We start from the raw sequence: 23,265 nt of genomic DNA on the forward strand, positions 1-23,265 counted from the left end.
GAAGGCTTGAGGAAGTCATTCCATTCGTCAGCGGTGCGGCGCGCATGGGCAAGCATTTGCTCCAGCTCTTCCATTCCGTCGCGGGTAAGCGAAGTTATTGCCTCGTCCTGTCCGGTGTAGACGCTGATGATGCTGCCGTAGCTCAGGTTGCCATCGTTACTGACGATCGCCTGAAGGAGTTCGGCATCTTCATCGAGCATTTGGCGACATAGTCGATGCTGAACAAATGGGTCACCGTTGCCATCAGGTAGCCTCGGAGGAGATGGCGGTGACAGGTGACCAATTCCAGTGAAGCAGCTCGTCGAGGCGATTGATCTTGTGATCGTGGATGTGGTCGAGCACGTCTGCGAGATATGCCTGCGGATCGATGCCGTCATCTTGGCCGTCTCGATGATTGTCATGGCGCGAGCCAGGGTCTCCGCGCCGGGTCGGCGCCGGCAAATAGCCAGTTTTTTTCCCATTCCAATCGGGCGCAGGGCTCGCGCGGGGGCATTGTTGTCCATGGCGACGCGGCCGTCTTCGAGGAACAGGCAGAATGATGGCCAGCGGCTCAGGCCATAACGGAAGGCTTTTGCCAAATCGCTCTTGCCCGGAATGCGGGTCAGTTGCGTTTCGATCCAGAGACGAAATGCTCCGCTCTTTGGTTTGCTATGCTTCTGACGTGCGGCAAGGCGGGCACCGGCAGGCTGACCCGCAATGCCGTGCTCGATATCATAAAGCGCACCGATACGGTCGAGAGCCTCGCGTGCGATCTCGGATTTGTTCGAGGGCCAGATATCATGGAAATCGCGTCGCCAATGGGCCTTTCCGTGAACCCACAGGCAAGGTACACCGAACCCCAGTTCCCGGTCCGATCATGCTGCCTCAACCGCCTGGATAAGCCGGTCAGAGTGGCGGTATCGCTCTCTCTGTCGAAGCGCAGGTTCCGCCACAGCATAGTTGCAAATCAACCAGCGCTGACAATCTGGCAGTGCCTTTGCCCATAGGGGGTTCGCTCTGCGCCACGGGCATGTCCACGGGAACATGGGATCCCGCCGACGGCAACAGGAGCCCCTTCCTCCTCAGCTCTCGCGGCCAGATGTAAATCTGCTGCCGCGTCACATCATGCCGCTCGGCAACCTCAGTCACGGTCGCCCCCTCAATTTGCGGATTCCGACGATTTACGGGACGGCATTCCGATCAAAAACCGGACAGTTTTGAAGCCTGGATAGTGCCTTTGGGTCAGCAACCTTGGCATGCATTTCCTCGACGGTAGAGGAGAGATGCATGCCGAAGAGAAGAAGGCTGACCATGAGACAATTGAGACAACTGCTTCGCCTAAACGCGGACGGCATAAGCGTTCGCGACATTGCTACCATGCTTGGGAATGCCCGCAGTACGGTGCAGGACAACATAGAGCGAGCGACTGCCGCCGACCTTTCCTGGCCGTTGCCGGCGGAACTGACTGACGATGTTCTCGAACATCGGCTCTTCTCCCGTCAGGGCGTCAAACAAGGGATACGCCGACGCACCGAGCCTGACTGGGGAAGGCTGGCGGTCGAACTGAAGAAGCCGGGCGTGACGCTGTCGATCCTGTGGGAGGAGTATCGGGCCGTTCATCCCGATGGTTACGCTTACAGCAGATTCTGTGATCTCTTTAGAGGCTTCGAGCGGCGGCTGACGCCGACGATGCGCCAGGTGCATGTCGCCGGAGACAAGGTGTTCGTCGACTATTCCGGCAAGAAGCTGCCGATCGTAGACCGCAAGACCGGCGAGATCCGCGAGGCCGAGATCTTTCTCGGGGTCCTCGGCGCGTCGAGCTATACCTTTGCCGAGGCGACATGGAGCCAGACCCTGCCGGACTGGATTGGCTCGCATGTGCGCATGTTCCGCTTTTTTGGGGCGTCCCGCGCCTGATTGTTCCCGACAACCTGAAGTCCGGTGTGAACCGCGCAAGCTTTTACGATCCGGGGATCAACCGCAGCTTCGGCATGATGGCTTCGCACTACGGTGTCGGCGTTCTGCCGGCGCGACCGAAGCGACCGAAGGATAAAGCCAAGGTCGAAAGTGGAGTCCGTTTTGCGCAGAGCTGCATTCTAGGCCGGCTGCGGAACCAGACCTTCTTTTCCCTGGACGAAGCCAATGCCGCTATCCGGGAGGCTGTCGAGCGGATCAACACCCACGTCATGCGCCGACTGGACCAGTGCCGTCGCGACCTGTTCGAGACGATGGAACGGCCAGCGCTCGCCGCACTACCAGCCGAGGAATACGAGTTCGCCGAGTGGCGGCTGGCGCGGGTATCGACGGACTATCATGTCGAGTTCGAACGCTATTTCTACTCCGTGCCGCACAGCCTCATTCGCCAGCAGGTGGATGTCCGGGCGACGAGCCGAACGATCGAGATCTTCTTCAAGGGCAAGCGCGTCGCTGCCCATCAGCGCCGCTATGGCGGGGCCCGTTTCGGAACCGAGCCGGACCACATGCCCAGTTCGCACCGCCGCTACGCGGAATGGTCGCCGGAGCGCTCCGGCGCTGGGCTCGTTCGATCGGTCCACAGACCGAGGGGCTCGTTCATCGCCATTCTTGCCAGCCGGCCGCATCCGGAACAGGGATTCAGAACATGCCTCGGCGTTCTCAAGCTCTACCAGGCGATCGACACGGCGCAGGCCGAAGCCGTTTCGGGCCCGTGCGCTCGAGATCGGCGGCCTGAACTGCAAAAGCATCAGCGCCCTCATCAAATCCCACAAAGCCTCCAGGCACACCGCCGAACCTGCCGCCGTCGGCGAGCACGCTAATCTTCGCGGCCCAGGCTACTTTCATTAAGGAGATAATCAACAAATGCTGACCAATCCCACCATCGACATGCTGCGCGAACTCGGCCTTTCCGGCATGGCAAACGCGTTCCACGAACTGGAGACGCAGCCGGAGGCAAGAGCCCTCACGCATGGCGAATGGCTTGCCATCCTGCTCGAACGGGAGGCGACAACGCGCCGTCAGAAGCGCTTCGAAGCCAGAGCGGGCCAGATTACGTCATGACGCCCAGATCGAGAACGCCGATTTCCGGGCAACCCGCGGTCTTGATCGCAATCTCTTCATGAGGCTGGCGACATGCGACTGGATCAGACAGCGCCATAGCCTGCTCCTGATCGGACCAGCCGGCGTCGGGAAGAGCTGGCTGGCCTGCGCGCTCGGCCACAAGGCATGCCGCGAGGATCTCTCGGTCGCGTACCACCGTGTGCCGCGCCTCTTCGCCTCGCTCGCCCTTGCCCGCGGAGACGGCCGTTACGCGAAGCTGTTCAAGAGCCTGGCCAAAACGGACTTTGCTAATTTTAGACGATTGGGGGCCGGAGAAGCTCAACGACGAACAACGCCGCGATCTCCTGGAAATCGTCGAGGATCGCTACGAGAAGCGCTCCACCATCGTCACAAGTCAAATTCCGGTGGAGCACTGGTATGACATGATCGGCAATCCGACCATCGCCGATGCCGTTCTCGACCGCCTTGTTCATAACGCCTATCGCATCGAACTTTCCGGCGAAAGCATGCGCAAACACAAGGTCCTGCCAGTCACAGACGCAACTCCCGCTTGACCGAAAACGAGTTCCTCGACAAACATCGAAAAAGACCCAGAGGCGCTCTAAGCCGTCCGGCTTCGCCTAGGAATCGCGTCCGGTATTCTATCGGAATAGGTGTCCGGTTTCGTCTCAGAATCACTGTCCGGTATCATTGGAATACGCACTCAATTCCAACCGACATGACGCCTACCAAGCGATGCGCGGCATTGCGTTCATGTTCTCGATGAGACCGTCCAGAACCGCCGCAATACCAAGGCCGCCAAGCGCCTGCTCGCCAGACTGCTGAAGAAACAGGGCCTCGTACCAAAGCGCATGCCCACCGCCAAGCTGCGTTCCTATGGATCGGCGAAACGGCAGGTCATGCCGGATGTCGAGCACCGCGCGCACAAGCCTCAACAACAGGCCGAGAATTCCCACTTGCCGCTGCGAAAGCGGGAGCGGACGATGCAGGGCTTCCGTTGGCCGGGAAGCCTGCAGCGCTTCGTCTCGATCTTCTCAGCTTTCCGTATCTCTTCGTCCCAGTCCGCTCAAACGCTCCGCATTTCAGATCCATCTCCATCGCCTCAACGCTATGGCGGAATGGAACGCCGTGACCCGAGCCCACACTGAGATCCCTGTCAGCGATCCCTTCACGTCCAACATCAGATAACGTGACAACGCTACAAAAACTGCTTTGTTCACTCTACGGGAAGTCGCACCAGGACCTGGCCGTCTTCCACCTTTGTCTTGAACACGGTGATTGGGCGATCAGCCGGGCCTTGAACCACTTCCCCGGAGGTAATTTCAAATTGAGCACCATGTAAAGGGCATTCGATAAGCGTCCCCTCGAGCCAGCCGTCGGAAAGGAGAGCGAACGCATGTGAACACACATTGTCGGTCGCATACACGTTGCTGTCGACCAAGTAGATGGCGATTCTGTTATCATCGAGTTCGAACGGAGTTACGGTATCCTCTTGAAGATCTGAAAACTCGCAAAGGATTATCCATTCAAACTGCTTCGGCACCGTATCGATGTTCTTTTCTGCTGTTGTCACAATTAACTCCGATTGCCACAATTAGCCAATGGCCAGGTATATATCGGACGGATCGACTTCCTCGGCCCGGCTCATAATATCTGGCGATATTGGCTTGCCAGCTTTTGCGCCTCGCCGGATCTGCATCATGTCGCGACCAGGGTTGACTCCCACGGCACTGACAAAACGTCCATGGTCATCGGCGCCAATCTCCAGCCACCGTTCGCTCGCGACGTCTCCTATGCGATACAAGCGTGTCGCGAGGGCTGGCAGCCCGAGTGACTGGATAGTTACGCCGCACTGATCGGACCAGAACCAAGGTAGGTCCTCATACTCGGCATCCAGACCGCACATAACTTGTGCGGCCACGACGGCCTGATCGCCGGCCACAGTCCAGCTCTCACTGCGTAGCCGCCGGCCAAGCGCGGGCAAAGGATAGTTCGTCACTTCTCCGGCAGCATATATTCCCGCAACGGACGTTTCGCAGCGTGTGTTCACAACGATCCCGTCCGCGGTGTCGATGCCGGCGTCAGCGGCGATTTCCGCATTAGGCGCAATCCCGATGCCAATAAGAACCATGTCAGCAACGACCGACCCTCCATTCCAAGTCAGAACGACCTCGCCCTTTGAATCGTTTGACATACGCAGATTCGCACAGTTCAAACAGAACTCACCACCTTCGCTCGTGTGACGCGTCGCGACCCATTCTGACAAAGAGAGTGAGGCGCTACGCGGCAGCAGTCGCGGCGCTAGCTCGATGACCGTCGTTTGACAGCCCAAGCGGCGAGCCATCGACGACACCTCCAGCCCTACAAAACCGCCGCCTACAACTGCCAGCCGCCGGGCAGGCGCAAGAGCCGCGCGTAACCGCAAAGCGTCTGATTCAGTACGCAAATAATGAACTTGTGCTGGGTCCACGCTGGAGCTTTCGAACTGCCGGGCTCGAGATCCCGTCGCGATTAACAGCTTGTCGTAGCGTTCCGGTTCACCGGTATCAGTATGGATGATGCGTCGAAGAGGGTCGATGAGGGTGGCCTTCGTTCCATCGCGCAAAACTACGCGGTCTCCATACAGCTCAGAGCCTTTCAGAGTCGGCCTCTTGCCCCCGAAGAGAAAGTCCTTTGACAGCGGCGGTCTGTCATAGGGTGTCCCGCTTTCGCGATGAATCAGGACCGTGCGCTGCTCAGGACACAGCTCGGCGAGCGTCGTGGCAGCACGATGTCCTGCCAGTCCTCCTCCGATAATAACGACCGTTTCCATAAACCTTCCTCAGCGCCTGGCGACTTTGAACGTTACCAACATGACAAAAAGAAACAAAAATATGGAGACGCGCTAGTATCAAATTCCTGCGAATTCGTTCAGCACAGACGGCCCAGTTTCCAAACCTCGAAGCGCCTCCTCGCCAGAAACTGTGCTCCGCGGAATTGGTCGCTTTTGTGCATTTCACCGGTCAGAAAGGATCAATATTGTTCGGCCGCCGGCAAGGGGTGCAGAAGGCTCAAGCACTGCAACGGATCCGACTGTGACCCATGTTCGTGTAAAGGTGGAGCGGCTTTCTTGTGACAGACACAGCAGGTGCCAGTTACGATCGGAACTCCAATCCTATGACCCATGCCCCCAACACATCCGCTATGCGCCGCTACGAATTTGTCGTTGACCTCATCAAGCGCCGCATTCGCACAGGGACACTGAGGGTCGGTGATCGCCTGCCGTCCGTCCGGCAGTTAAGCGAAGATACCGGTTACAGCCCGATGACAGTGCATCATGCATACGAGCTCTTGGAGGCTGACGGTGTTTGCGAGGCCCGGCCCCGGTCGGGCTTCTATGTCATCGGTCTGCCGGCGCCAACGACAGGCTCAGGAAGCCACGATGGCGATGGAGAAACTGTTAGAAATCTGCCTGAGGCTCTGCTACATATTTGTTATTCAAATGAGCTTGGCGCATTCGGCAGCTTCTACCCAAGTCCGGACTTATTCGACCGCAGCGACATAGATCGGCTATTGCGCCAAATCTTGCGCCAAGGGGAAACCCGACTTGTTGGGTGCGATTCTCCACAAGGCGACATGCAGTTGCGACATGAAATTTCGCGCCGCGTATCGAAGCGAGGATGCGTTGTAGCACACGGGGAAGTGATTGTCGGCAACACCGGCATGTCGTGCTTCGACATGTGCCTCAATGCATTCACCAAGCCGGGAGACACCGTTCTCGTCGAAAGTCCTTCTTATTTTCCAATGCTGGCCGGATTGAACCGCAAGAGCCTCTCCGCGGTGGAAATTTATTCGCATCCGCGCTCTGGCATCAATCCCGAACAATTCCTGCATCTTGTCCGCTCGAATTCCGTTCGCGTGGCATTGCTTATGGGCTCTCATCACTATCCCACAGGCGTGACCTATTCCGAGCAAACTATGCGCCGTGTTGTGGAAATTGCTCGCCAACACCAAGTGCTTATCCTCGAAAACGACATGTTCAGCGACCTGAACTACCGTGGCAGCAGACAGCCTTCGTTCAAACAACACGATCCGTCCGATATCGTGGTGCAATTCGGGAGTTTCATGGCCTCGCTCCCGCCAGCGTATGGATTGGGATGGATCATTGCCGGCACTCACACACGGCGTTTGATGACCCACCAGTATACACACGGACTGAACAGCGGTGACGGAATTGTCCAGCGCGCGATCGCCACGTTTCTGGGAATCCGTAGTCAGGACCGACATTTGAGGCGATTGCGCGGCACACTGGCCGCGAGGATGCAAAGGGGCCTCGAGCTAATCGCAGAACATTTTCCCAGTGGATGTGTTGTATCGCCTCCCGCTGGCGGGTTTATGTGCTGGATACGAGGGCCAGTCGGCTTCGATGCTACTAGCGCTTTGCTTCAAGCGGTCGAATCCAACTTCAGTTTTCTCCCAGGTCCTATTTTCTCGATCGAGGCCTCCTTCCGAAACTTCGTTGCGCTTAACTTCTCGTTCCCATGGACCGCTCAGAACGAAACTTCTCTGGCGAAACTGGGTGAGATGATGCACAGGTCGGTCGGGAGGTAAGGACCATCGGATTCAAGGGTTTGGGGCTGCGCAGTCAAACGGAAGGATTAGCCAGCCCACCTTAGGCAGCGTTCGTGTAAACTGCTTTGCTCAACGCCTCGGCTGACTTCGATTTGCTGCGTGAGATTCGATCTCAGACAAGCGATCTACAGCAGTCAACACAAAAATCGAATCCGCTTTTGATGCCGCGCATGATGCTGCGCCGACGGGCTGATTCGCACCCCGTTGAACAGCTCGAGCGGCGGGCGTCCGAATCGCGCGCCGGACGCAATTGGACGCCTACATGAAGAGCGCCTACGACCGCAAATGTCAGGAAAGCACATATGGACGGCCAGCGGATTTGGCATAATCGGCGGCATGTTCCTGCGCCTGTTACTGCCTATGCTTCGCCTTCTTCGAATGTATGAAATTTCGATCTCTGAGATTGCGCAGCCGAGACGCGAACCGTTTGCCGATCAGAGCGAGAACCCGAAAAACGTGGTAGCTCGCACCGCAAATGTGGCACAAGCCACCTAATGATGACTCATATCATGCCCACCTGCAAACGGAATTCGTGACAGTCCCAAATGCCCAGACCAGCTGTTGCCTCGGTGCTTTCAAGCAGAAGGGAACACGGCAGGCGGCGTTCGCCTTCAATCCCAATCCATCCTTGGCCGATCACTTCCAAATCCTTGCCGCGTGATTTGGCCTTGTGTCAGACCTATCTGCACTCCCATCCAGCCGTAGAACCCCCCCCCCCCTCGCGTGATCCGTTCTAATACACGGTCAAGCGCCCGCTTTAGTGCGTTCGAACCCCCGTTGCCGTTGAAGTCCTGAAACACCAGCTCGTTCAGGCCGCCTTTGGTGGCAAATTCGCCACTGAGGTTGATTAAATCAACATCCTTCCCAGCAACGAACGCCGTCTCGGAAATACCGGCGAAGAGGTGCGCAAGATAGGCGCGGCCCTTCTCTTCCGGCAGACCGTGTTCCGCGAGCCATGCCGTCGTACGGTGCATGATGCCGACATACGTCGCCATCAGCGCGCTTGCGGCGGCGAGGAGGTCGTATTCCGTCTTCGTCTCGCATTCGACGGCGCCGCCGAGCACAGTGAAGATCGCCGCGGTGTCGGCGTCCGGTGGATAGACGGCGGTGACGCCCTTGCGACGCGCGACGAAGGGTAGGGGGATGGCCTGAGTGAGGCGCACATCCGCTCCGGTCCATTCCAGAAGGCAAGGTCGGCTCGTCGCAGCGACGACGCTGATCACCCTCTGTCCGTCGTGGAACCGCAAGGGTCGGACGACCTCTTCCGCGACTAGCGGGCGGATCGCCAGCACGAGGGTATCGCAGTCCTCGACGATCGCCTGGTTGTCCTTGGAGACGAGTACCTGCGGGAAATCTGCGGCGAGCTTCGCCGAAACGCCCGCGCTACGGTGGGAAACCATGACGCGCGGCACTGCCGCGGGCTCGGCGAGCAAGCCCCGCACCAAGGCGTCGGTGATGGCGCCGGTTCCGATGAAGCCGATGTTCTCGGGCAGAGGCATGGTCACTCCGCTGCAACTTGGGAACCAAGGAAAACGTGGGTCGTGTAGTTTTCGCGCAGGAACTGCATAAAGTCATCCTTGAACTGCCGCATATGGGCATGAGCCAGTTCGACATCTTTGGCGCGGATCGCTTCAAGCATCAGGTAACGCTCGTCGTAAGACGATAACCGTCGCCCGAACGCTCGAGATATTCGAAGTGCAGATTCGGCATGCGCTGGCCTTGATTGAGCAGCCGTTCGTAGAGCGAGGCGAGATAGGAAGTCTTGCCCGCATGAGCGATTGCCATATGGAACTGCTCTCGACATCTTCAGGCTCTCGCTCCAAGTTGCCCAAAACTAATTGGTTATATTAAAATGCTTCGCCGACCGTTGGTATGGGAATAAACTGTCGTCGAAGATCTGACCGAGGTTCTTTGCAACATATTCGGGTGTACCGTTCTCGTCTTGACGTAACTCGCGGCAGTTACTGAGGCCAGTCCTTAGGAGAAGTGAGTCGAGCCCTGCAGCCTTTGCGCCCTTGATGTCAGTATCAACCTGATCGCCGACCATCAAAAGCCGGTTGGTACCGGCCCGAGCGATGCACTCATCGAAAATCGCTCTTCCTGGCTTGCCGACAAACTCTACTGAAATTGGAGGAGCTCCGAAGGACGAGAGCCCTGCCTGAAGCATAGGCCCTATTATTCCCGGTCCAAAGACGAGTGAGCCGTTCTTTTTAGGATAAATGATGTCCGCGTTTGCCGCTATCAAACGGGGCATCTCACCCGCTTGGACTAGTCTACGGTGAAAGGTCGACAGGATGTTATCAGCAGCCCGTTTGAAATCGAAACCTTCGTCATCGAGCACTACGAGTGTGTCGAATGTCGGAACCGTATCGGCGCCATAAAGGTTTGGGTGCTTGCCGAAGATCTCATGCGCAGCGTGTGCACTACCTACATACGAAACTAGCCGCCCGGCCGCCAGCTCTTCGAGTACGCAATGTCGCGCAACACCTCCCGCGGACACAATACGGTCGACCGCCGGAATCGGAAGTCCCGCGCGGCGGAGACGTGCGAATATTGCCGTCTCCGATCCACTGCTGATGTTCGTCACGATGTAGTATGGCTGACCGGACACGTTAAGTCGGGCCAAGATATCAGCAGCGCCGGGCAGGGCTTCATTTTCTCTGATCAGGACCCCCGCCGCGTCGAAAAGAATCCCATCATAGCAATCTGCCAGTGTCTGAGGAGGTGGGTTCTCGAGGTCGGCGGTTTGAGGACAAGCCGACTCCGTCCTTGGCTGAACCGCGCGCGGCTTAGAGGGCGGAAAGTAGCCGTGACGCACGACCATCGCTTCGGGTAGTATGCTGGCCTCACACGTTTCGCTATAAGCCCAAGCAAGCCATTCGCACAAAATCGCCAAGTCATCTGCCTCGACGGTAGGCCCTGCCCATATTCGGAATCCTGGCGGCCCGTCACCGTAGCTCCAGATGTCAAAAGCCGCGCCTTCGGCTTCCAGTAAACGGATCATCCTCGCAGCGATATCAGCGACGTCCCCCTTCTCACCGGCAGCGAGCTGCTCTCGTACAAGCCGAAGAGTAATTGAACAGGTGGAGCGTGCTGCCGAATTGGTGCAAGTCCAATCGATCCAAGGAGTAGAGTTCACCCAGTCGGCCAACACAGCGTAGTTATTGGCAACCCTGTTCAGAAGTGCAGGTAGTCCCCCGCACGCTTCGGCCCAGTCGAGCGCAGAATGGATATCCTCGACAGCGAACATGCTGGGGGTCGAGATCGTCCGGCCGCTAAAGAACGCGTTGTTTACAGATCCGTCGGGGTTGTGCAGCCTCATGAGCCTGGGTACAGGCTTACGTCCGCTGGCTTTCAGCCGTGCCTGGGCTCGAGGCGAGAGCGCGATCATGCCGTGGCCGCCTTCGCCGCCAAGCGCCTTCTGCCACGACCAGCACAGAACATCGGTCCGGTCGAAGTCGATATTGCTCGTAAAAGCTGCCGAAACGGCATCCGCGATCACAAGCCCGGCACGATCAGGAAGAATCCACTCAAGATCCGGCGGACAAACGCCGCTGCTGGTGCCGTTTAGCACTAGAACGATGTCGTGATTCGCGTCGATCCTGCTAGGGCGCGGAAAACTGCCGTAAGCACAAGTGTGCCGGCGTTGGGGTGCAAGCACCGACCTATCGATCTCATTTGCCCAATACTGTGAGAAGCTATCTGACAAGAATGTCTCGACTGGAAAAGGGCCGAGTAGATTGTGCAAGGCCATGCTGCAGGCCCCAGTGCCTGAACCGGGCACGATCCCGGACAACCAGCTATCAGGCAGTTCAAGCAAAGAAGACATGCGCCTAATGACCTGTCTCAGCCTTTCTGCTCCCTCGGAACTCCGGTGACTTCGTCCCAAATAGCGCAGCATAGTTGGCTGGACGCTCCAACCAGGATGTTTACGGCAAGGGCCTGATGAAAACCGCGGATCAGACGGGAGGACCGATGGTTTCACAACCGCATTTCGTAGAGCCATGGCTTCCTCCAAGACAACTTGCATTCGTAGATCACGAACTGCCGACTTCAGAGAGTCCGCGGGCAATCGGCTGCGTAATGAAAGAACCAGCCACGGTCTTGCCCAACTGGTTGAATTGGGAACGGGCATCCCAACAGAGATATCGTCGATTAGGTTATGTCCTGCGCCATCAGCGCCGCCAGCTTTTCATCGGCAAACCTCATCCGTTCATCGGCGCGAAGGTCCGAAAGGCGGCTGATAATCGCGGCGTCAGACAATGCCCCGGCTTCACGTAGCTTTTGAACATACGAGGGATGGATGAGGTTTGAGCCCGCGAATTGATATGCCGCACTGCTGCCCCAGCCATATCGTTTGCGAAGCGGATCGAAGTGACGCAAGACGTGCTCGAGGAGTGCCCGTTCCTTGGATGTTTCGAGGCGAGTGAGAATAGGTAGGAGCTGCTCACTAGCCGTATTTCCTGCCCCGCGGCCCATGCCGCCCATGGTGCAGTCTATCCAGGTCGCACCCGCCATCGCGGCGGCCACTGAGTTGACCAGTGCATATCCGCGGTTGTCATGGCCGTGGAATCCAATGTCCAGCTCAATTCGACCCGCAAACCGGCCGATAAGTTCCTGAACGCGAGTCGGCTTCATAGAGCCAAAGGAATCGGCAATATACAGCACGTCAATGGTGTCGATCTGCTTTACTTCCTTCAGGCACATTTCAATTTCCGCAGCATTTGCCGCATCGATCTGCATGAGATTCACAAACACGCAGAAGCCCCTGTGAGACAACTCAGCGAAAATGTTCCGGCAGGCAGCCAAGTTGCTGTAATGTATCGCAACGCGAACGGTTGAGATATGCCCCGGTGCCAGTCCTTCTGTCAGGCGGCTCATGGCGATGGATAGAGGCAGTTCGCTCACAAGCACATCTTTGGCATCGATCATCACGCATGCCTTAACCAGGAGACCCGAAGCCACCTGTTCGGCCTTCGAACTCGTCATACTGGCGAAATATCCCTGGCCTTCAGGCTTTCCGGCGAGCCCCAGCTCGACCATCCGCACTGGAAGAGTGTTGATGGTAGCGATATAATCCGTCACCAGTTCCGGCGCAAAATTCCAATCTGTGTAGTAACCGCCGTCGCGCAAGGTGCAATCTAGGAGGTTCACTTCATGTGGTATTGCGTTTGTTGCGCTTAACATTGCCGAGCCTTCTCCAATATCGCCACAACTCTAAGTATATTGCATCAGCTCGCGGCGTAGCCGCCATCGACATAGAGAATCTCCCCTGTTACAAACGATGCAGCTGGGCTGGCGAGGAAAACGTAGGCGCCTAAGTACTCGGACAGATCGCCGCGGCGTCGCACTGGAGTGAGTTCCATTGCGCGGCGCTGATAAGGCGTATCGAGATTAGGATGCACCCCATCCATGAAGTTGTTGATGAATCCAGGTGCGACGGCGTTTACACGAATACCCTTATTGGCCCATTCTACGGCCATGGTACGCGTCAGTTGATTGACGCCACCCTTGCTCGCAGCATAGACAGTCAGGCCCGGTATGCCGAGCGAACTGGCGACGGATGAAGTCATGATGATGTTGCCGCTGCCTTGATCCAGCATTGCTTGGGCGGCAAACTTGGCACAATAGTAGTAGCCACGCAGATTAGTATCGACAATTTCGTCCCATTCCGGCTCTTCATATGAATCCGCTGGCTTAATGATGTCGGTACCTGCGTTGCAGATCATTACATCGATCTGCCCAAACCGGTCGACGGTGCCACTGATCAGTGCCTTGCAATCGTCGTGAGACCGCACATCAGCGCGGATGGCCGCCGCGTTGATTCCTTGGCTCGCAAGTTCGGCCTTTGCTTTGGTCAGCTCCTCAATATTGTGCGAGGAAAGGACTATTTTGGCACCCAACCTTCCAAAGCAGGCGGCGAGCGACTTCCCTAGACCGCGGCTTGATCCTGAAATGCAGACCACCTTGCCATCAACTCCGAAGAGCTGCTGGTATCCTTCTGCGCCACTTGAATAGTTACGATTTGTATCGGACATTACAGGACCATTGCTATTGTTTACTTGGTTCAGGTCAAGGTCACTTCGTCAGTGCTCGGAAATGGTGTGATCGACCAACCGATCAAGTTGACGGCACTCTGAAGTATCGCCTTGGTCTGAGCAAGGCTGGGCGAAGCGGCCATGACCCATCCCAAAGCGTCTAGCTCGTCGCCGTTCCTGATGATCGGCGTTTTGGGTCCAACACACAATTTGACCTCGGCGACACCTGGTACAGCAGCCGCCCGAGCAACACCATCGATCCAATCAAGGGTGCCATCGCGATCAGGAAGGAGGCACCGCCAGGCCGCCACGTGTGAGTGCCTTCTGCGCAAATCGCACTTGTCGCCGATAACCAGCTTGATGTGCTCTGTGATGAGATCGAAGCCGTAAGCAAGCTCAAATATTTGAGAGCCGCCTAGACGCGGATTGACTTCAATGACAACTGGGCCACGCTTCGTCCACCGGAATTCAATACAGGCTGGCCCCCAGCCAAGGCCGAGAGCTTGCAAACAGCTCAGCGAAACATCGGCAATACGTTTATACTCGTCATCAGCCAGCGGGGCCGGAAAGATGCCCTCACGCAAGACGAAATGCGGTGGGGGGCCGAAGTCAGCGACCTCAATCCCAACTACCTCATTTCCCATTGTATGCGCGATATAATGGGGGCCTTGTGCGAATTCTTCAATCAGTATCCTCGGCGAGGACCGCCATATGTGCTTCCCACCCAACAGATAGGTCGTGTGTTCGACCACCTCATCGACGTTGCGGCACAATCGGACACCGACACTGCTGCTGCCCACCGCAGGCTTAACAATCACCGGCAGTGCGATCTCCGCGGCAGAATCCTCCACTTCAGCTGCATTGGTCGCCAAGCGATAAGCAGGCATCGGAACGCCTGAGGCCGCAAGAAGTTGACGCTGAGTATACTTATCGCAGCATTGTTCAACAGCGTCCGGATTCGGTCCCGGCAGATCGAAATGACGGCAGAGCTTGCCAACTGTCGCATACACTGGGTCCACCGCGCCCGTAATGCCAGCGATTCCATAGGTCTCTTGGAGCCTGGAACATTCGCGGATTAGCGCATCCAGATCGTCTGTATCAACGCGGATTGTCTCAGCCCCTTTCGCCCCAAAATGGTCATACCGAGTTGGCTCGTCCGAAAAGGTAATTGGCCGGAGGCCAAGACGTTGAGCGGCCTGGACGTAGCGCAGGCTCGCGCCCAATTTCGTGCCTCCAAGTTGGATCAGTGCTCTTGCCATTGGCTGTGAACTCCTTCTGTGCGTGCCGCCCGGGTCTGAAGGTTGGGCGGCATCTTTGCAGTCGCACTTTGACCTCAGACTTGCCCCAAGCTAGCACTGTCAACCAACTTTGAGGAGTTAAGTATTTGTGAATTTTATTTCGAGTCGTGTTGCAGGTTTTGTTGCAAGGGTTGCCGTTCAAACTTAGTGATGTTGACGCGGCACCAGGGATGATTATCTCCAAGGAGCATGGCAGAGTGGGTGCTGCCCCAGGCTGCGCGCGGATGCGATCAGCCGCGGATCGACGGTCCCGACGTCCTGGATGGGTCTTGATGAGGATCGGCAAGAGAGCTCCCGCGAAAGTCGACGTGCTCTCTATCTTTGGATCGCCCGAGCAGGAACTTCTGGGAGTGATGGCTCAGCGCGGAACGACCGCGGATGAGTCTTTCATAAGCGGCTTGTTGCGGATCGCGTGACCTGCCACTGAACTGTCATCCAGTGGCGATTAGAGCCTTGGCCGTTTCTGTTACGCCTCTTGGCGCGGGTTGAGCAACCGGCGGAGGCGCGGAGCCTTCGATCAGCGCAGCGTCGGAGCCGGTTGCGGTGATGACCTCGGCATAGGCTGCCGGGGTCTGGTAGCCGAGCGAGGAATGCGGCCTCGCGGTGTTGAAGTCCTCCCGCCATTCGGCAATGGCGCTGCGGGCGTGGTCGAGGGCGAAGAACAGGCTCTCGTTCAAGAGCTCGTCGCGCATGCGGCCGTTGAAGGATTCGACATAACCATTCTGCATCGGCTTGCCCGGCGCGATGTAGTGCCATTCGATCCCGTGATCCTTCGACCAGGCGAGGATGGCGTTCGAGGTGAACTCGGTGCCATGGTCGGAGACGATCATGCCCGGCTTGCCGCGGTGGGCGATCAGTTCCGTCAGTTCACGGGCAACCCGACGGCCGGAGATCGAGGTGTCCGGGATCGCGGCCAGGCATTCGCGCGTCACGTCGTCGACGATGTTGAGCACGCGGAACCTCCGGCCACAGGCGAACTGATCATGCACGAAATCCAGCGACCAGCGCGCATTCGGCTTTGCCTCGACCAGGATCGGCGCCCGCGTGCCGACTGCTCGCCGTCTTGCCCGGCGCTTGCGCACCGTCAGACCTTCCTCGCGATAGAGACGGTAGATACGGTTGACCCCAGATGCCTCGCCCTCGCGCCTGAGCAGGATGAACAGCCGCCGGTAGCCGAAGCGTCGGCGCTCGTTCGCGAGGTCACGTAGCCGACCACGCAGCTCCGTCTCTGGCGGTCGGCGAGACTGGTAGCGGACCATCTTGCGATCGGCGCCGACGAAGGAACAGGCCCGACGCTCCGATAGGCCCATGACGGCCTGCAGATGCGCTACGGCTTCGCGCTTGGCGGCGGGCCCTACCATTTTTTTGACAGAAGCTCGCGCAATGCCGAGGCTTCGAGCATCTGGTCGGCGAGCAGCTTCTTCAGCTTGGCGTTCTCGTCTTCCAGTGCCTTCAGCCGTTTGGCGTCGGACACGTCCATCCCGCCATACTTGGCCTTCCAGTTATACAGCGTCGCCTCCGAGACCCCGTGCTTGCGGGCCAGATCGCCCGCCTTCGCACCCGCCTCATGCTCGCGCAGAACCGCAATGATCTGCTCTTCCGTGAACCGCTTTCTCTTCATCAGTCCGTCCTTCAATCAAGGCCCGGACTCTAATCTCAGATGGAGGAAATTCTCAGTGGCAGGTCACGCGCTATGGGGTCGGACTGTGTTGTGGTCCTTACTCCATTCCTCCATCTTGGCACGGGCGTCGTCTTGGGTCAGGAACCAGTGCCGCGTTCAGGCATTCCGCGCGGAACTTTCCAGTAAACGATTCGACAAAGGCATTATCCGTTGGCTTCCCGCTGCTGCCGCCAGTTCCGGGATGCGTCCCGGAACTGGCGGCTTCCGCTCCGGCGTCGATAGTCCGTCCTGATTTGATTGAAAACGGAGCGGCGCTGGTGGTCCAGCTTGGAGAACTTCTGATGATATTGAATCAACACCGTCAGGGCCTGTCCGTGGCCGCAATCGCCCGGCGAATGGGCCGTCGATCCCAAGACGGAAATACGAGGAATCTGTTCGCGAGCTCTGCGCGGGAGAGCTTGGGCTGGAAGGTGCTGTTTCAGCGTTGCTGGCTGTCCGCGCACGCATTGAGCAAGAAATCAGGACGTGGCTACTTTGCGAGTTCGAAAAAATCAGGTGCAGTCCCGAGGAATGCTCATAGTCCTTTCTCGTGAGAAAATTTTTTGGCCGTTGTAAAACGCTTCTACTCCATCCGAAATGATCCATTCTGTCTTCGTACAAGACTGTTTGGTAAAGCCTTTGGTTACTGTCTCCCACCCTTCTCTCGAAAGATTCGCAGTGAAGTGACATTCAGCCGTCTGCGACAGGGGATCCTGCGCCGTGATCGACCATTTCTCCTCCTGACGCAGACGTTCGGCCAAGCCGTTGCCGGGATGGCGAATGAGGCCGGTATCGGAGATCGTATAGGAATTGGTCGTGCCGTTCTCGAGGTTGCGCTCAAACCACCGTCTTTCTTCGCCAGCCTCCAGAGTTTGGTACGTTGGCAATGGAATGGTGTTGGAAGGTTCGGCAACCTTAGTGCGTTCATGCTTGCCGAGAAGCGGCAGCGATAGATTGACACTGGAGAGTTCGATGTTGAGGGTAGCATCGTAGGGAGGTGAGGCAATCATCGGCCAATAGGCCGTCGAAATAGACAAACGAATGCGATGACCAGGCGCAATCCGATAGCCGGAGGCGTCGAGCATGATTGTGACAGTCTCATCCTTACCCGGCACAAGCGGCGTCGGCTTGCTATCACTCATGCGGTGGGCCAGATTGAGTACACCGTAAGAGATGCGCATCGCGGTGCCATCGGGGTGGACATCGATCAGGCGAGCGGCGACATTCGCGAGTGGGCTGTCACTCGATAGGGTCAACTGCAACGAAGGTTTGCCCAACAGGATGCATTCGTCGTGCAGCGGTGCGCTCTCCAAGACCAAAGAGCCCTCGTCGTCGAGCCGCTGGTCCGAGGCCATATGATCGGCATTGCCGTACCCCCATAGTTCACCACCAGCCGTACCTGTCGCAAGCGGCGACCGCAGCAGGAACCGGTCGCTGGGGCGCTCAAGTGGATGATCCACGAGTTGCCTGCTCGCATTTAGAGCTACCTTGCGGACCTCGGGACTTGTCCATTTCTTTTTAGAGATCCAGAAGCCTGGGACTCGCTTACGCTGAGAAGTGGGGCGTGGCCCATCAAGAATGTATGCGCGTAGCTGAGGGGTGTTCTCGACCCCGCTTGGTTCGTCACGCAGCCAATGGTTCCACCAGGCAACGGCTTCGTTCAGGAAGTCGGCTCCAGGCCCTGGAAAAGCCCGATTCGGATATTGGTGCGCCCAAGGCCCCACCAAAGCTTTTCCCTTGTCTGGCAGACCCTCGATAAGATCAAACCCTGAATCACGATAGCCATCACTCCACCCAGCTGCGAACAGCGCCGGTACGGGAAAGTTATTGAAATCTTCGTTGATAGAAGCATGGCGCCAGTAAGCATCGCGTCGTTGATGAGATAACCAGGTCTTAAGGTAAAAAGGTTGTTCCTGCAGGCGCTGCCGCCACATGTCGAGCCATCGATCGCCGACAATCTGCGGGTCAGGTGCGCGAGACTGCTCGCTTAGCATGGTTGTGTGCCACGACAGATTGAGCGATGTGTAAGCACCGCCTTTATATCGAAGAGCGGTTCTAAAGCGATCGATTGAGCAACTGCACGCTATCACAGCTTTGAGCGCCGGCGGCCGCAGAGCAGCTGTTCTCAACGTGTTACCGCCGCCCCACGAGATACCCATCATTCCGACTTTGCCGCTGCACCAGGGTTGAGCCGCGATCCAGGCGATGATTTCCACCGCGTCGGGAAGTTCTTGGGTGAACTCGTCATCGTGCAGGCCTTCGGATTCCCCAGTACCTCTCAGGTCTGCCCTTACTACCGCAATTCCGGCCCTTGCGAGTACGGGCCAGTCGGCTTCGTCACGCTTTGAAGTGCCATTTCGCTTACGATAGGGAAGGAAATTGAGGACAGCCGGCACCGGGACGTTGTCAGCGCCGTCCGGCATCCAGATCCGCACGGCCAAGCACGTACCGTCGCTAAGTGGCACCCACTCGTGCTCAATAATCGAGAAGGTTCCTTGGTGAACCGCTGACGTACCTGACTTCATTGCTTGCTCGCGCCCTCAAATTTCGAGCCGTGACTTTCAACGTTCAAGCGACACCGATCTTTACGAGATCCCGGCGAGCCAAATGATGTGAGTAAATATCCTTGCACTCCCCGCCGGGAAGTCAATTAGGCTACCGTTTACCACACAGGTCGGATGTGGCATTTGATGTAAGCGTGTTGTACTCATTTTCCGCTCCGCGGCCCTAGTCAGTAACGTCTTAATCGTGCTTGGAGCAACATGAGGTGTCGGCCGCAAGCATCCGCGTCAATTGGCGAAGCTCACCTCCCGAGCTTAAGAGCAAAGCGCACTCCACGTCCATCAAGAAGACATTATGGACTGTGGGCAATTGTTATGCCCTAGGACGTGAAGTGGTGGGCGCCCCCCCTAGTCAAGTCAAGTTCCTGTGTGGATGCCAGCCGTTTTGCAAGGAAGAACCTGAAACATTGGACATGTGATCGAGTGCGGTCATGTGTCAGGCGTTATCAAAGTGACGCGACAGCCCCTCCGACCACAAGACGGCGGCAAACTCCGGCCCGGTGCCCTGCAGGTCGAGCAGCCGGTGCCGGCGAGACGACCGGCACGGCAACAAGCATGGCACGCGCGGGGCCTCGGCAGCCTTGATCTGCTCCAGCAGCAGTTCGAGCCTGTCGAGTGTCGTAGTCGGATCTTGAATGCAGTGGTGGCTACGCCGGTCGTCGTCTGTTTCGGTTCTGCTTTCGTCCAAGCCTGTGGTGGTGCATTTTTATCAAATCTGTCTATTCCAACACAGATGGAGCGAGCTTATCATGATATCGGATCATGTTCCGTCTCGCTTTTACCTAGGGAGGAAAAATGGCTAAGCATGTGGTGGGCAAGGCAGAGGATATCGGCCCGGGCAGGCGCAAGGTCTTCGAGGTGCGTGGCCGTCCTATCGTCATCTTCAATCTCGACGGCGACTACCTCGCCCTCCTCAACCGTTGCCCTCACCAGAACGCAGAACTGTCGATGGGCTTTATGTCAGGCATTGCAACGGCAGATGAGCCCGGACATGTCCAGTGTTCGCGTCGCGGGGAGTTCATCCGCTGCCCCTGGCACGGCTGGGAATTTGATATTCGGACTGGCCAGTCATGGTGTGATCCAGGGCGAATATCCGTGAGACAATTTCCGGTATCGATAACTCCGGGAGACGAGTTGGTTGAGGGTCCGTATAAAGCGGAAACCTTCCCTGTGAGTGTCGAAGACTCCTATCTGGTCGTCGATCTGTGAACGATTGACCCCATTTATTGCGACATGGCAGAGTTCTGGAAGCTGAGGCATTTATGCTCGACAACCCGACATCAGTAATCGATTGCGATATTCATCCCGCAGTGCCGGGAAACTATGCTCTGATCCCCTATATGGACGAGTATTGGCAGGAACAATTTGCCGGCCGCGGGATCGGCGAGATGGATCTGGCTAGCTATCCGCCGAGCGCGCCGCTGTCATGCCGCCCAGACTGGCGGCAAGTTGGTGAAAAGCCGGGCGCCAGCCTGGATCGCTGTCGGGATCAGGCGCTGGACAAATTCAACTGCGAGATCGCAATTTGTAATCCGCTCTATGGCGGTCAAGCCGCGGCAAGCGGCTTGATGGGAGCAGAGGTATGCAGTGCGACCAACAAATGGTTGGCTCGGGATTGGCTGGATGCTGAGCCACGTTTGCGCGGTTCGATGGTCGTGGCCTCGCAGCTTCCCGATCGGGCCGCAGAGGAAATCCACAGATGTGCTTCTGACAAGAGGTTTGTTCAGGTCCTGCTGCTGGCCGGCAATGAGATGCTCCTTGGCCGACGTCATTTTTGGCCGATCTATGAAGCAGCCCAAAAACACAGGCTGCCTGTCGGTATCCATGCAGGGACGATGTATCGCTATCCCACGAGCGGCGGTATGGGGTGGCCGTCGACCTACCTCCAGGACTATGCCAGCGGAACTCACATTTTCGCGGCGCAGCTCCAGAGCCTGATCATGGAAGGCGTATTTGCCAAGTTTCCGGACCTCACCTTCGTGATGATCGAGGCGGGCATCAGTTGGGTGCCCAGTTTTATCTGGAAGAGTACGAAGGACTGGCATGGTACCCGCGGCGAGGTGCCATGGGTGAAGCGTTCTCCTGTGATGGAAATCCGGGATCGTGTCCGGTTTACAATTCAGCCGTTCGACACGTCGGAGGATCCGGTGCACGTCGAGAAGCTGCTAGAGCATCTCGGCACCGAAGACATGTTGCTGTTCTCTTCCGACTACCCGCATTGGCAGTTCGACGGAGATGATCCGATGCCACCCGGTTTTCCAGCGCGGCTTCGCCAGAAGATCGCGCGGGAAAATCCTCTGCGGACTTACCCACGGCTGATGGAGACGGTGTAATGAACGATACGATAGCCAGGCCGAAGCAGTCGGTGCGCACAACATCTTCGGCAGGTATAGCCGATTGCGATATCCACCCGGCACTCAAAGACCGTTTTGGCCTCTATCCGTATATGTCAAAGCGATGGCGCGATCATCTCGATCAGTATGGCGAGTTGGGATTCGAGTCGTTTACCAGCGGCTACAACTATGACGGGTCCAACCCAGGCTCATGCCGTCGCGATGCTTGGCCGTCGGGCGGCGGGCCGCCCGGTTCGGATCTGGCGCTTATGAGGAAGCAGCACCTTGATCCGAACAATGTCGTCTTCGGCGTGCTCCAACCCATGATAGGGCTGCCAAATGGCGGCCGCAATCTCGATCTCAGCAATGCGTTGTCCACGGCGATTAACGATTGGCAGATCACCGAGTTCGTCGAGCCGGAGGATCGGCTGAAGGCATCCGTTGTGGTCGTTCCTGACGATGCCGTTTCCTCTGTCGCAGAAATCGAAAAGCGGGCTCTCGATGCGCGATTTGTCCAGGTCGAGATATTCGCAGGGACAACCGAGCTATTGGGGCATCGGCGCTACAGGCCTATCCTCGAAGCCGCGGCGCATCATGGCTTTCCCATCGGCATGCACATCGGAGGCCGAGGCGGCGCACGGACTGCCAGCGGCTGGCCGTCCTACTACTGTGAGGACCATTTGGATCTCACCTTCGCTGCACAGTCGCAAATCATGAGTCTCATTCTTGACGGCGTGTGCGACCAGTTACCATCTCTGAAGGTGGTCATCGTCGAGTGCCTCTGTACCTGGTCGATCGGACTTGGACACCGGCTGGACATGTTGTGGCGTCGCATGGGCTCGGAAGTGCCAAGCCTGAAACACCCGCCTTCTCACTACCTGCGCAAGCACTTCTACTTTTCCACACAGCCGGTGGAAGAGCCAGACAATCCCGAGGATCTCAACTATTTGTTTGATCAGATCGGTTGGGACAGGCTCATGTATGCAAGCGATTATCCTCACTGGGACTTCGACGATCCGCGCTATGCCTTCAAGGCACGAATATCCGAGGAACACAGGACGCTGTTGTTTCGGGAGACCGCCAGAAACGTTTACCGGGTCGTATAACGCGAACAGCTGAAAACAATTATTCGGGATCTTCAGCGAGAATCGGTCGTAAGTTTTTGGGGTGGTTTCGTGGCTCCCGACCTAGCACTACTTTGGCAGTTTAAGTTTGATGGCGTCTGCGAGCAGCGTCTCACAGTGAGGACATCTGCGGGGGTGGCGGCCGCGTGAAGAGGTCAAGAATGGCTTGCCTAACAGCTGGCATGCTCGGTTGTGGCGGTGGTCCCCCGACTCTTTTTTTCCGTCCCGCGGCGGGCTTGGAGAAAGGCGTAGGCGATCATGGTCATCAAGGCGTGTCGATGTAATCCAGTAAATGATCAACCTTCGAAGTGGTCGAGGCCGACTTCCTCCTTCGATTGCTGATGTGCCTGCTCACAGACCCACCTCGCCTTGATCGTGGCGGCGAGCATCTTGAGGCTCGCATCGGCCGGTAAGTTCGACACATAGCATTTTTGCTCGCCAGTCGACCGGCGTTCGCCGACGAGCCAGACCTCCTCGCCTGGCAGGCATTGCATGCGATTGTCGAGCATCCGGTGCTTATGACCATCCGCAACGCGGACACGTCGAGCCGCAAACAAGCATGTCAGCCGACCTTTAGTGCCGCGCCGCCAGCTTATCTTGTGCCATCACCAGACAGCATCACCTC

The 23,265-nt window shown here is 57.4% G+C and carries 19 protein-coding genes and 7 pseudogenes; 11 read left to right on the forward strand and 15 right to left on the reverse strand.

What is annotated here, in order from left to right; all coding sequences use genetic code 11:
• Positions 1 to 44: 44 nt before the first annotated feature.
• Positions 45 to 212 carry a hypothetical protein gene (locus tag ACIU1A_RS01565; RefSeq protein WP_404926383.1) on the forward strand — a complete coding sequence of 56 codons (168 nt, stop codon included), beginning with the start codon at positions 45 to 47 and terminating at the stop codon, positions 210 to 212.
• A gap of 31 nt (positions 213 to 243) precedes the next feature.
• Here the strand turns inward: ACIU1A_RS01565 and ACIU1A_RS01570 are convergent.
• Positions 244 to 803: pseudogene (locus tag ACIU1A_RS01570) on the reverse strand (transposase); the annotation flags it as partial.
• Between the two features lie 463 nt (positions 804 to 1,266).
• Here ACIU1A_RS01570 and ACIU1A_RS01575 point away from each other — a divergent pair.
• From ACIU1A_RS01575 to ACIU1A_RS01595, 5 genes and pseudogenes are all read left to right on the forward strand, one after another.
• A complete protein-coding gene (locus ACIU1A_RS01575; RefSeq protein ID WP_404926384.1) occupies positions 1,267 to 1,896 on the forward strand; it encodes a hypothetical protein in 630 nt (209 codons plus the stop codon).
• Positions 1,897 to 1,922: 26 nt separating this feature from the next.
• Positions 1,923 to 2,774 carry a Mu transposase domain-containing protein gene (locus ACIU1A_RS01580; protein ID WP_404926385.1) on the forward strand — a complete coding sequence of 284 codons (852 nt, stop codon included), beginning with the start codon at positions 1,923 to 1,925 and terminating at the stop codon, positions 2,772 to 2,774.
• Positions 2,775 to 2,868: 94 nt separating this feature from the next.
• Positions 2,869 to 3,223: pseudogene (locus tag ACIU1A_RS01585) on the forward strand (ATP-binding protein); the annotation flags it as partial.
• Between the two features lie 19 nt (positions 3,224 to 3,242).
• Positions 3,243 to 3,569: an ATP-binding protein gene (locus ACIU1A_RS01590; RefSeq protein ID WP_404926386.1), complete on the forward strand. Its 327-nt coding sequence runs from the start codon at positions 3,243 to 3,245 to the stop codon at positions 3,567 to 3,569.
• A gap of 198 nt (positions 3,570 to 3,767) precedes the next feature.
• A pseudogene (locus tag ACIU1A_RS01595) lies at positions 3,768 to 4,203 on the forward strand (DDE-type integrase/transposase/recombinase); the annotation flags it as partial.
• A gap of 28 nt (positions 4,204 to 4,231) precedes the next feature.
• Here ACIU1A_RS01595 and ACIU1A_RS01600 read toward each other — a convergent pair.
• Complete coding sequence (locus tag ACIU1A_RS01600) at positions 4,232 to 4,588, reverse strand: non-heme iron oxygenase ferredoxin subunit (protein ID WP_404926387.1); 357 nt, start codon at positions 4,586 to 4,588, stop codon at positions 4,232 to 4,234.
• Between the two features lie 21 nt (positions 4,589 to 4,609).
• On the reverse strand, positions 4,610 to 5,827 hold the full coding sequence (locus ACIU1A_RS01605) for an NAD(P)/FAD-dependent oxidoreductase (protein ID WP_404926388.1): 1,218 nt from the start codon (positions 5,825 to 5,827) through the stop codon (positions 4,610 to 4,612).
• A 344-nt stretch (positions 5,828 to 6,171) separates the two neighbouring features.
• On the opposite strand from ACIU1A_RS01605, the gene ACIU1A_RS01610 reads away from it, so the two are divergent.
• Positions 6,172 to 7,605 carry a PLP-dependent aminotransferase family protein gene (locus tag ACIU1A_RS01610; protein WP_404926389.1) on the forward strand — a complete coding sequence of 478 codons (1,434 nt, stop codon included), beginning with the start codon at positions 6,172 to 6,174 and terminating at the stop codon, positions 7,603 to 7,605.
• A 632-nt stretch (positions 7,606 to 8,237) separates the two neighbouring features.
• Here the strand turns inward: ACIU1A_RS01610 and ACIU1A_RS01615 are convergent.
• The 9 genes and pseudogenes from ACIU1A_RS01615 to ACIU1A_RS01655 form a co-directional block, all read right to left on the reverse strand.
• Positions 8,238 to 9,125 (reverse strand): pyrroline-5-carboxylate reductase, encoded by an 888-nt coding sequence (locus tag ACIU1A_RS01615; RefSeq protein ID WP_404926390.1) that lies wholly within the window; start codon positions 9,123 to 9,125, stop codon positions 8,238 to 8,240.
• A gap of 2 nt (positions 9,126 to 9,127) precedes the next feature.
• A pseudogene (locus ACIU1A_RS01620) lies at positions 9,128 to 9,423 on the reverse strand (FCD domain-containing protein); the annotation flags it as partial.
• A 37-nt stretch (positions 9,424 to 9,460) separates the two neighbouring features.
• Positions 9,461 to 11,380 carry an HAD-IA family hydrolase gene (locus tag ACIU1A_RS01625; RefSeq protein WP_404926391.1) on the reverse strand — a complete coding sequence of 640 codons (1,920 nt, stop codon included), beginning with the start codon at positions 11,378 to 11,380 and terminating at the stop codon, positions 9,461 to 9,463.
• Between the two features lie 401 nt (positions 11,381 to 11,781).
• Positions 11,782 to 12,813 (reverse strand): hypothetical protein, encoded by a 1,032-nt coding sequence (locus ACIU1A_RS01630; RefSeq protein WP_404926392.1) that lies wholly within the window; start codon positions 12,811 to 12,813, stop codon positions 11,782 to 11,784.
• 44 nt (positions 12,814 to 12,857) lie between these two features.
• The gene (locus ACIU1A_RS01635; RefSeq protein WP_404926393.1) at positions 12,858 to 13,664 is read right to left on the reverse strand and encodes an SDR family NAD(P)-dependent oxidoreductase; all 807 of its coding nucleotides are present in this window, start codon (positions 13,662 to 13,664) and stop codon (positions 12,858 to 12,860) included.
• 29 nt (positions 13,665 to 13,693) lie between these two features.
• Positions 13,694 to 14,923 carry an ATP-grasp domain-containing protein gene (locus ACIU1A_RS01640; protein WP_404926394.1) on the reverse strand — a complete coding sequence of 410 codons (1,230 nt, stop codon included), beginning with the start codon at positions 14,921 to 14,923 and terminating at the stop codon, positions 13,694 to 13,696.
• A gap of 470 nt (positions 14,924 to 15,393) precedes the next feature.
• Positions 15,394 to 16,347, reverse strand: a complete 954-nt coding sequence (locus ACIU1A_RS01645; protein WP_404928078.1) for an IS3 family transposase — start codon at positions 16,345 to 16,347, stop codon at positions 15,394 to 15,396.
• Complete coding sequence (locus tag ACIU1A_RS01650; RefSeq protein ID WP_003603283.1) at positions 16,317 to 16,583, reverse strand: transposase; 267 nt, start codon at positions 16,581 to 16,583, stop codon at positions 16,317 to 16,319. The genes ACIU1A_RS01645 and ACIU1A_RS01650 overlap by 31 nt, the downstream gene beginning before the upstream one ends.
• Positions 16,584 to 16,646: 63 nt before the next feature.
• Positions 16,647 to 16,803: pseudogene (locus ACIU1A_RS01655) on the reverse strand (transposase); the annotation flags it as partial.
• A gap of 97 nt (positions 16,804 to 16,900) precedes the next feature.
• Between ACIU1A_RS01655 and ACIU1A_RS01660 the strand changes: the two are divergent.
• Positions 16,901 to 17,054, forward strand: a pseudogene (locus tag ACIU1A_RS01660) (IS21 family transposase); the annotation flags it as partial.
• 80 nt (positions 17,055 to 17,134) lie between these two features.
• Here the strand turns inward: ACIU1A_RS01660 and ACIU1A_RS01665 are convergent.
• Entirely contained in the window at positions 17,135 to 19,147 is a 2,013-nt protein-coding gene (locus tag ACIU1A_RS01665; RefSeq protein ID WP_404926395.1) for a CocE/NonD family hydrolase, read from the reverse strand.
• A gap of 472 nt (positions 19,148 to 19,619) precedes the next feature.
• Complete coding sequence (locus ACIU1A_RS01670) at positions 19,620 to 19,871, reverse strand: hypothetical protein (RefSeq protein WP_404928094.1); 252 nt, start codon at positions 19,869 to 19,871, stop codon at positions 19,620 to 19,622.
• A 107-nt stretch (positions 19,872 to 19,978) separates the two neighbouring features.
• Between ACIU1A_RS01670 and ACIU1A_RS01675 the strand changes: the two genes are divergently transcribed.
• From ACIU1A_RS01675 to ACIU1A_RS01685, 3 genes are read left to right on the forward strand one after another with little or no spacing between them, the layout of a single operon-like run.
• A complete protein-coding gene (locus ACIU1A_RS01675) occupies positions 19,979 to 20,392 on the forward strand; it encodes a Rieske (2Fe-2S) protein (RefSeq protein ID WP_404926396.1) in 414 nt (137 codons plus the stop codon).
• 53 nt (positions 20,393 to 20,445) lie between these two features.
• On the forward strand, positions 20,446 to 21,516 hold the full coding sequence (locus tag ACIU1A_RS01680; protein WP_404926397.1) for an amidohydrolase family protein: 1,071 nt from the start codon (positions 20,446 to 20,448) through the stop codon (positions 21,514 to 21,516).
• Positions 21,516 to 22,622, forward strand: a complete 1,107-nt coding sequence (locus tag ACIU1A_RS01685; RefSeq protein ID WP_404926398.1) for an amidohydrolase family protein — start codon at positions 21,516 to 21,518, stop codon at positions 22,620 to 22,622. Before ACIU1A_RS01680 ends, ACIU1A_RS01685 begins: the two co-directional genes overlap by 1 nt.
• Before the next feature lie 197 nt (positions 22,623 to 22,819).
• Here the strand turns inward: ACIU1A_RS01685 and ACIU1A_RS01690 are convergent.
• Positions 22,820 to 23,245: pseudogene (locus ACIU1A_RS01690) on the reverse strand (IS701 family transposase); the annotation flags it as partial.
• Positions 23,246 to 23,265 lie beyond the last annotated feature (20 nt).

Origin of the sequence: Mesorhizobium maamorense (assembly GCF_044998965.1) — a bacterium.
GTDB lineage: Bacteria > Pseudomonadota > Alphaproteobacteria > Rhizobiales > Rhizobiaceae > Mesorhizobium.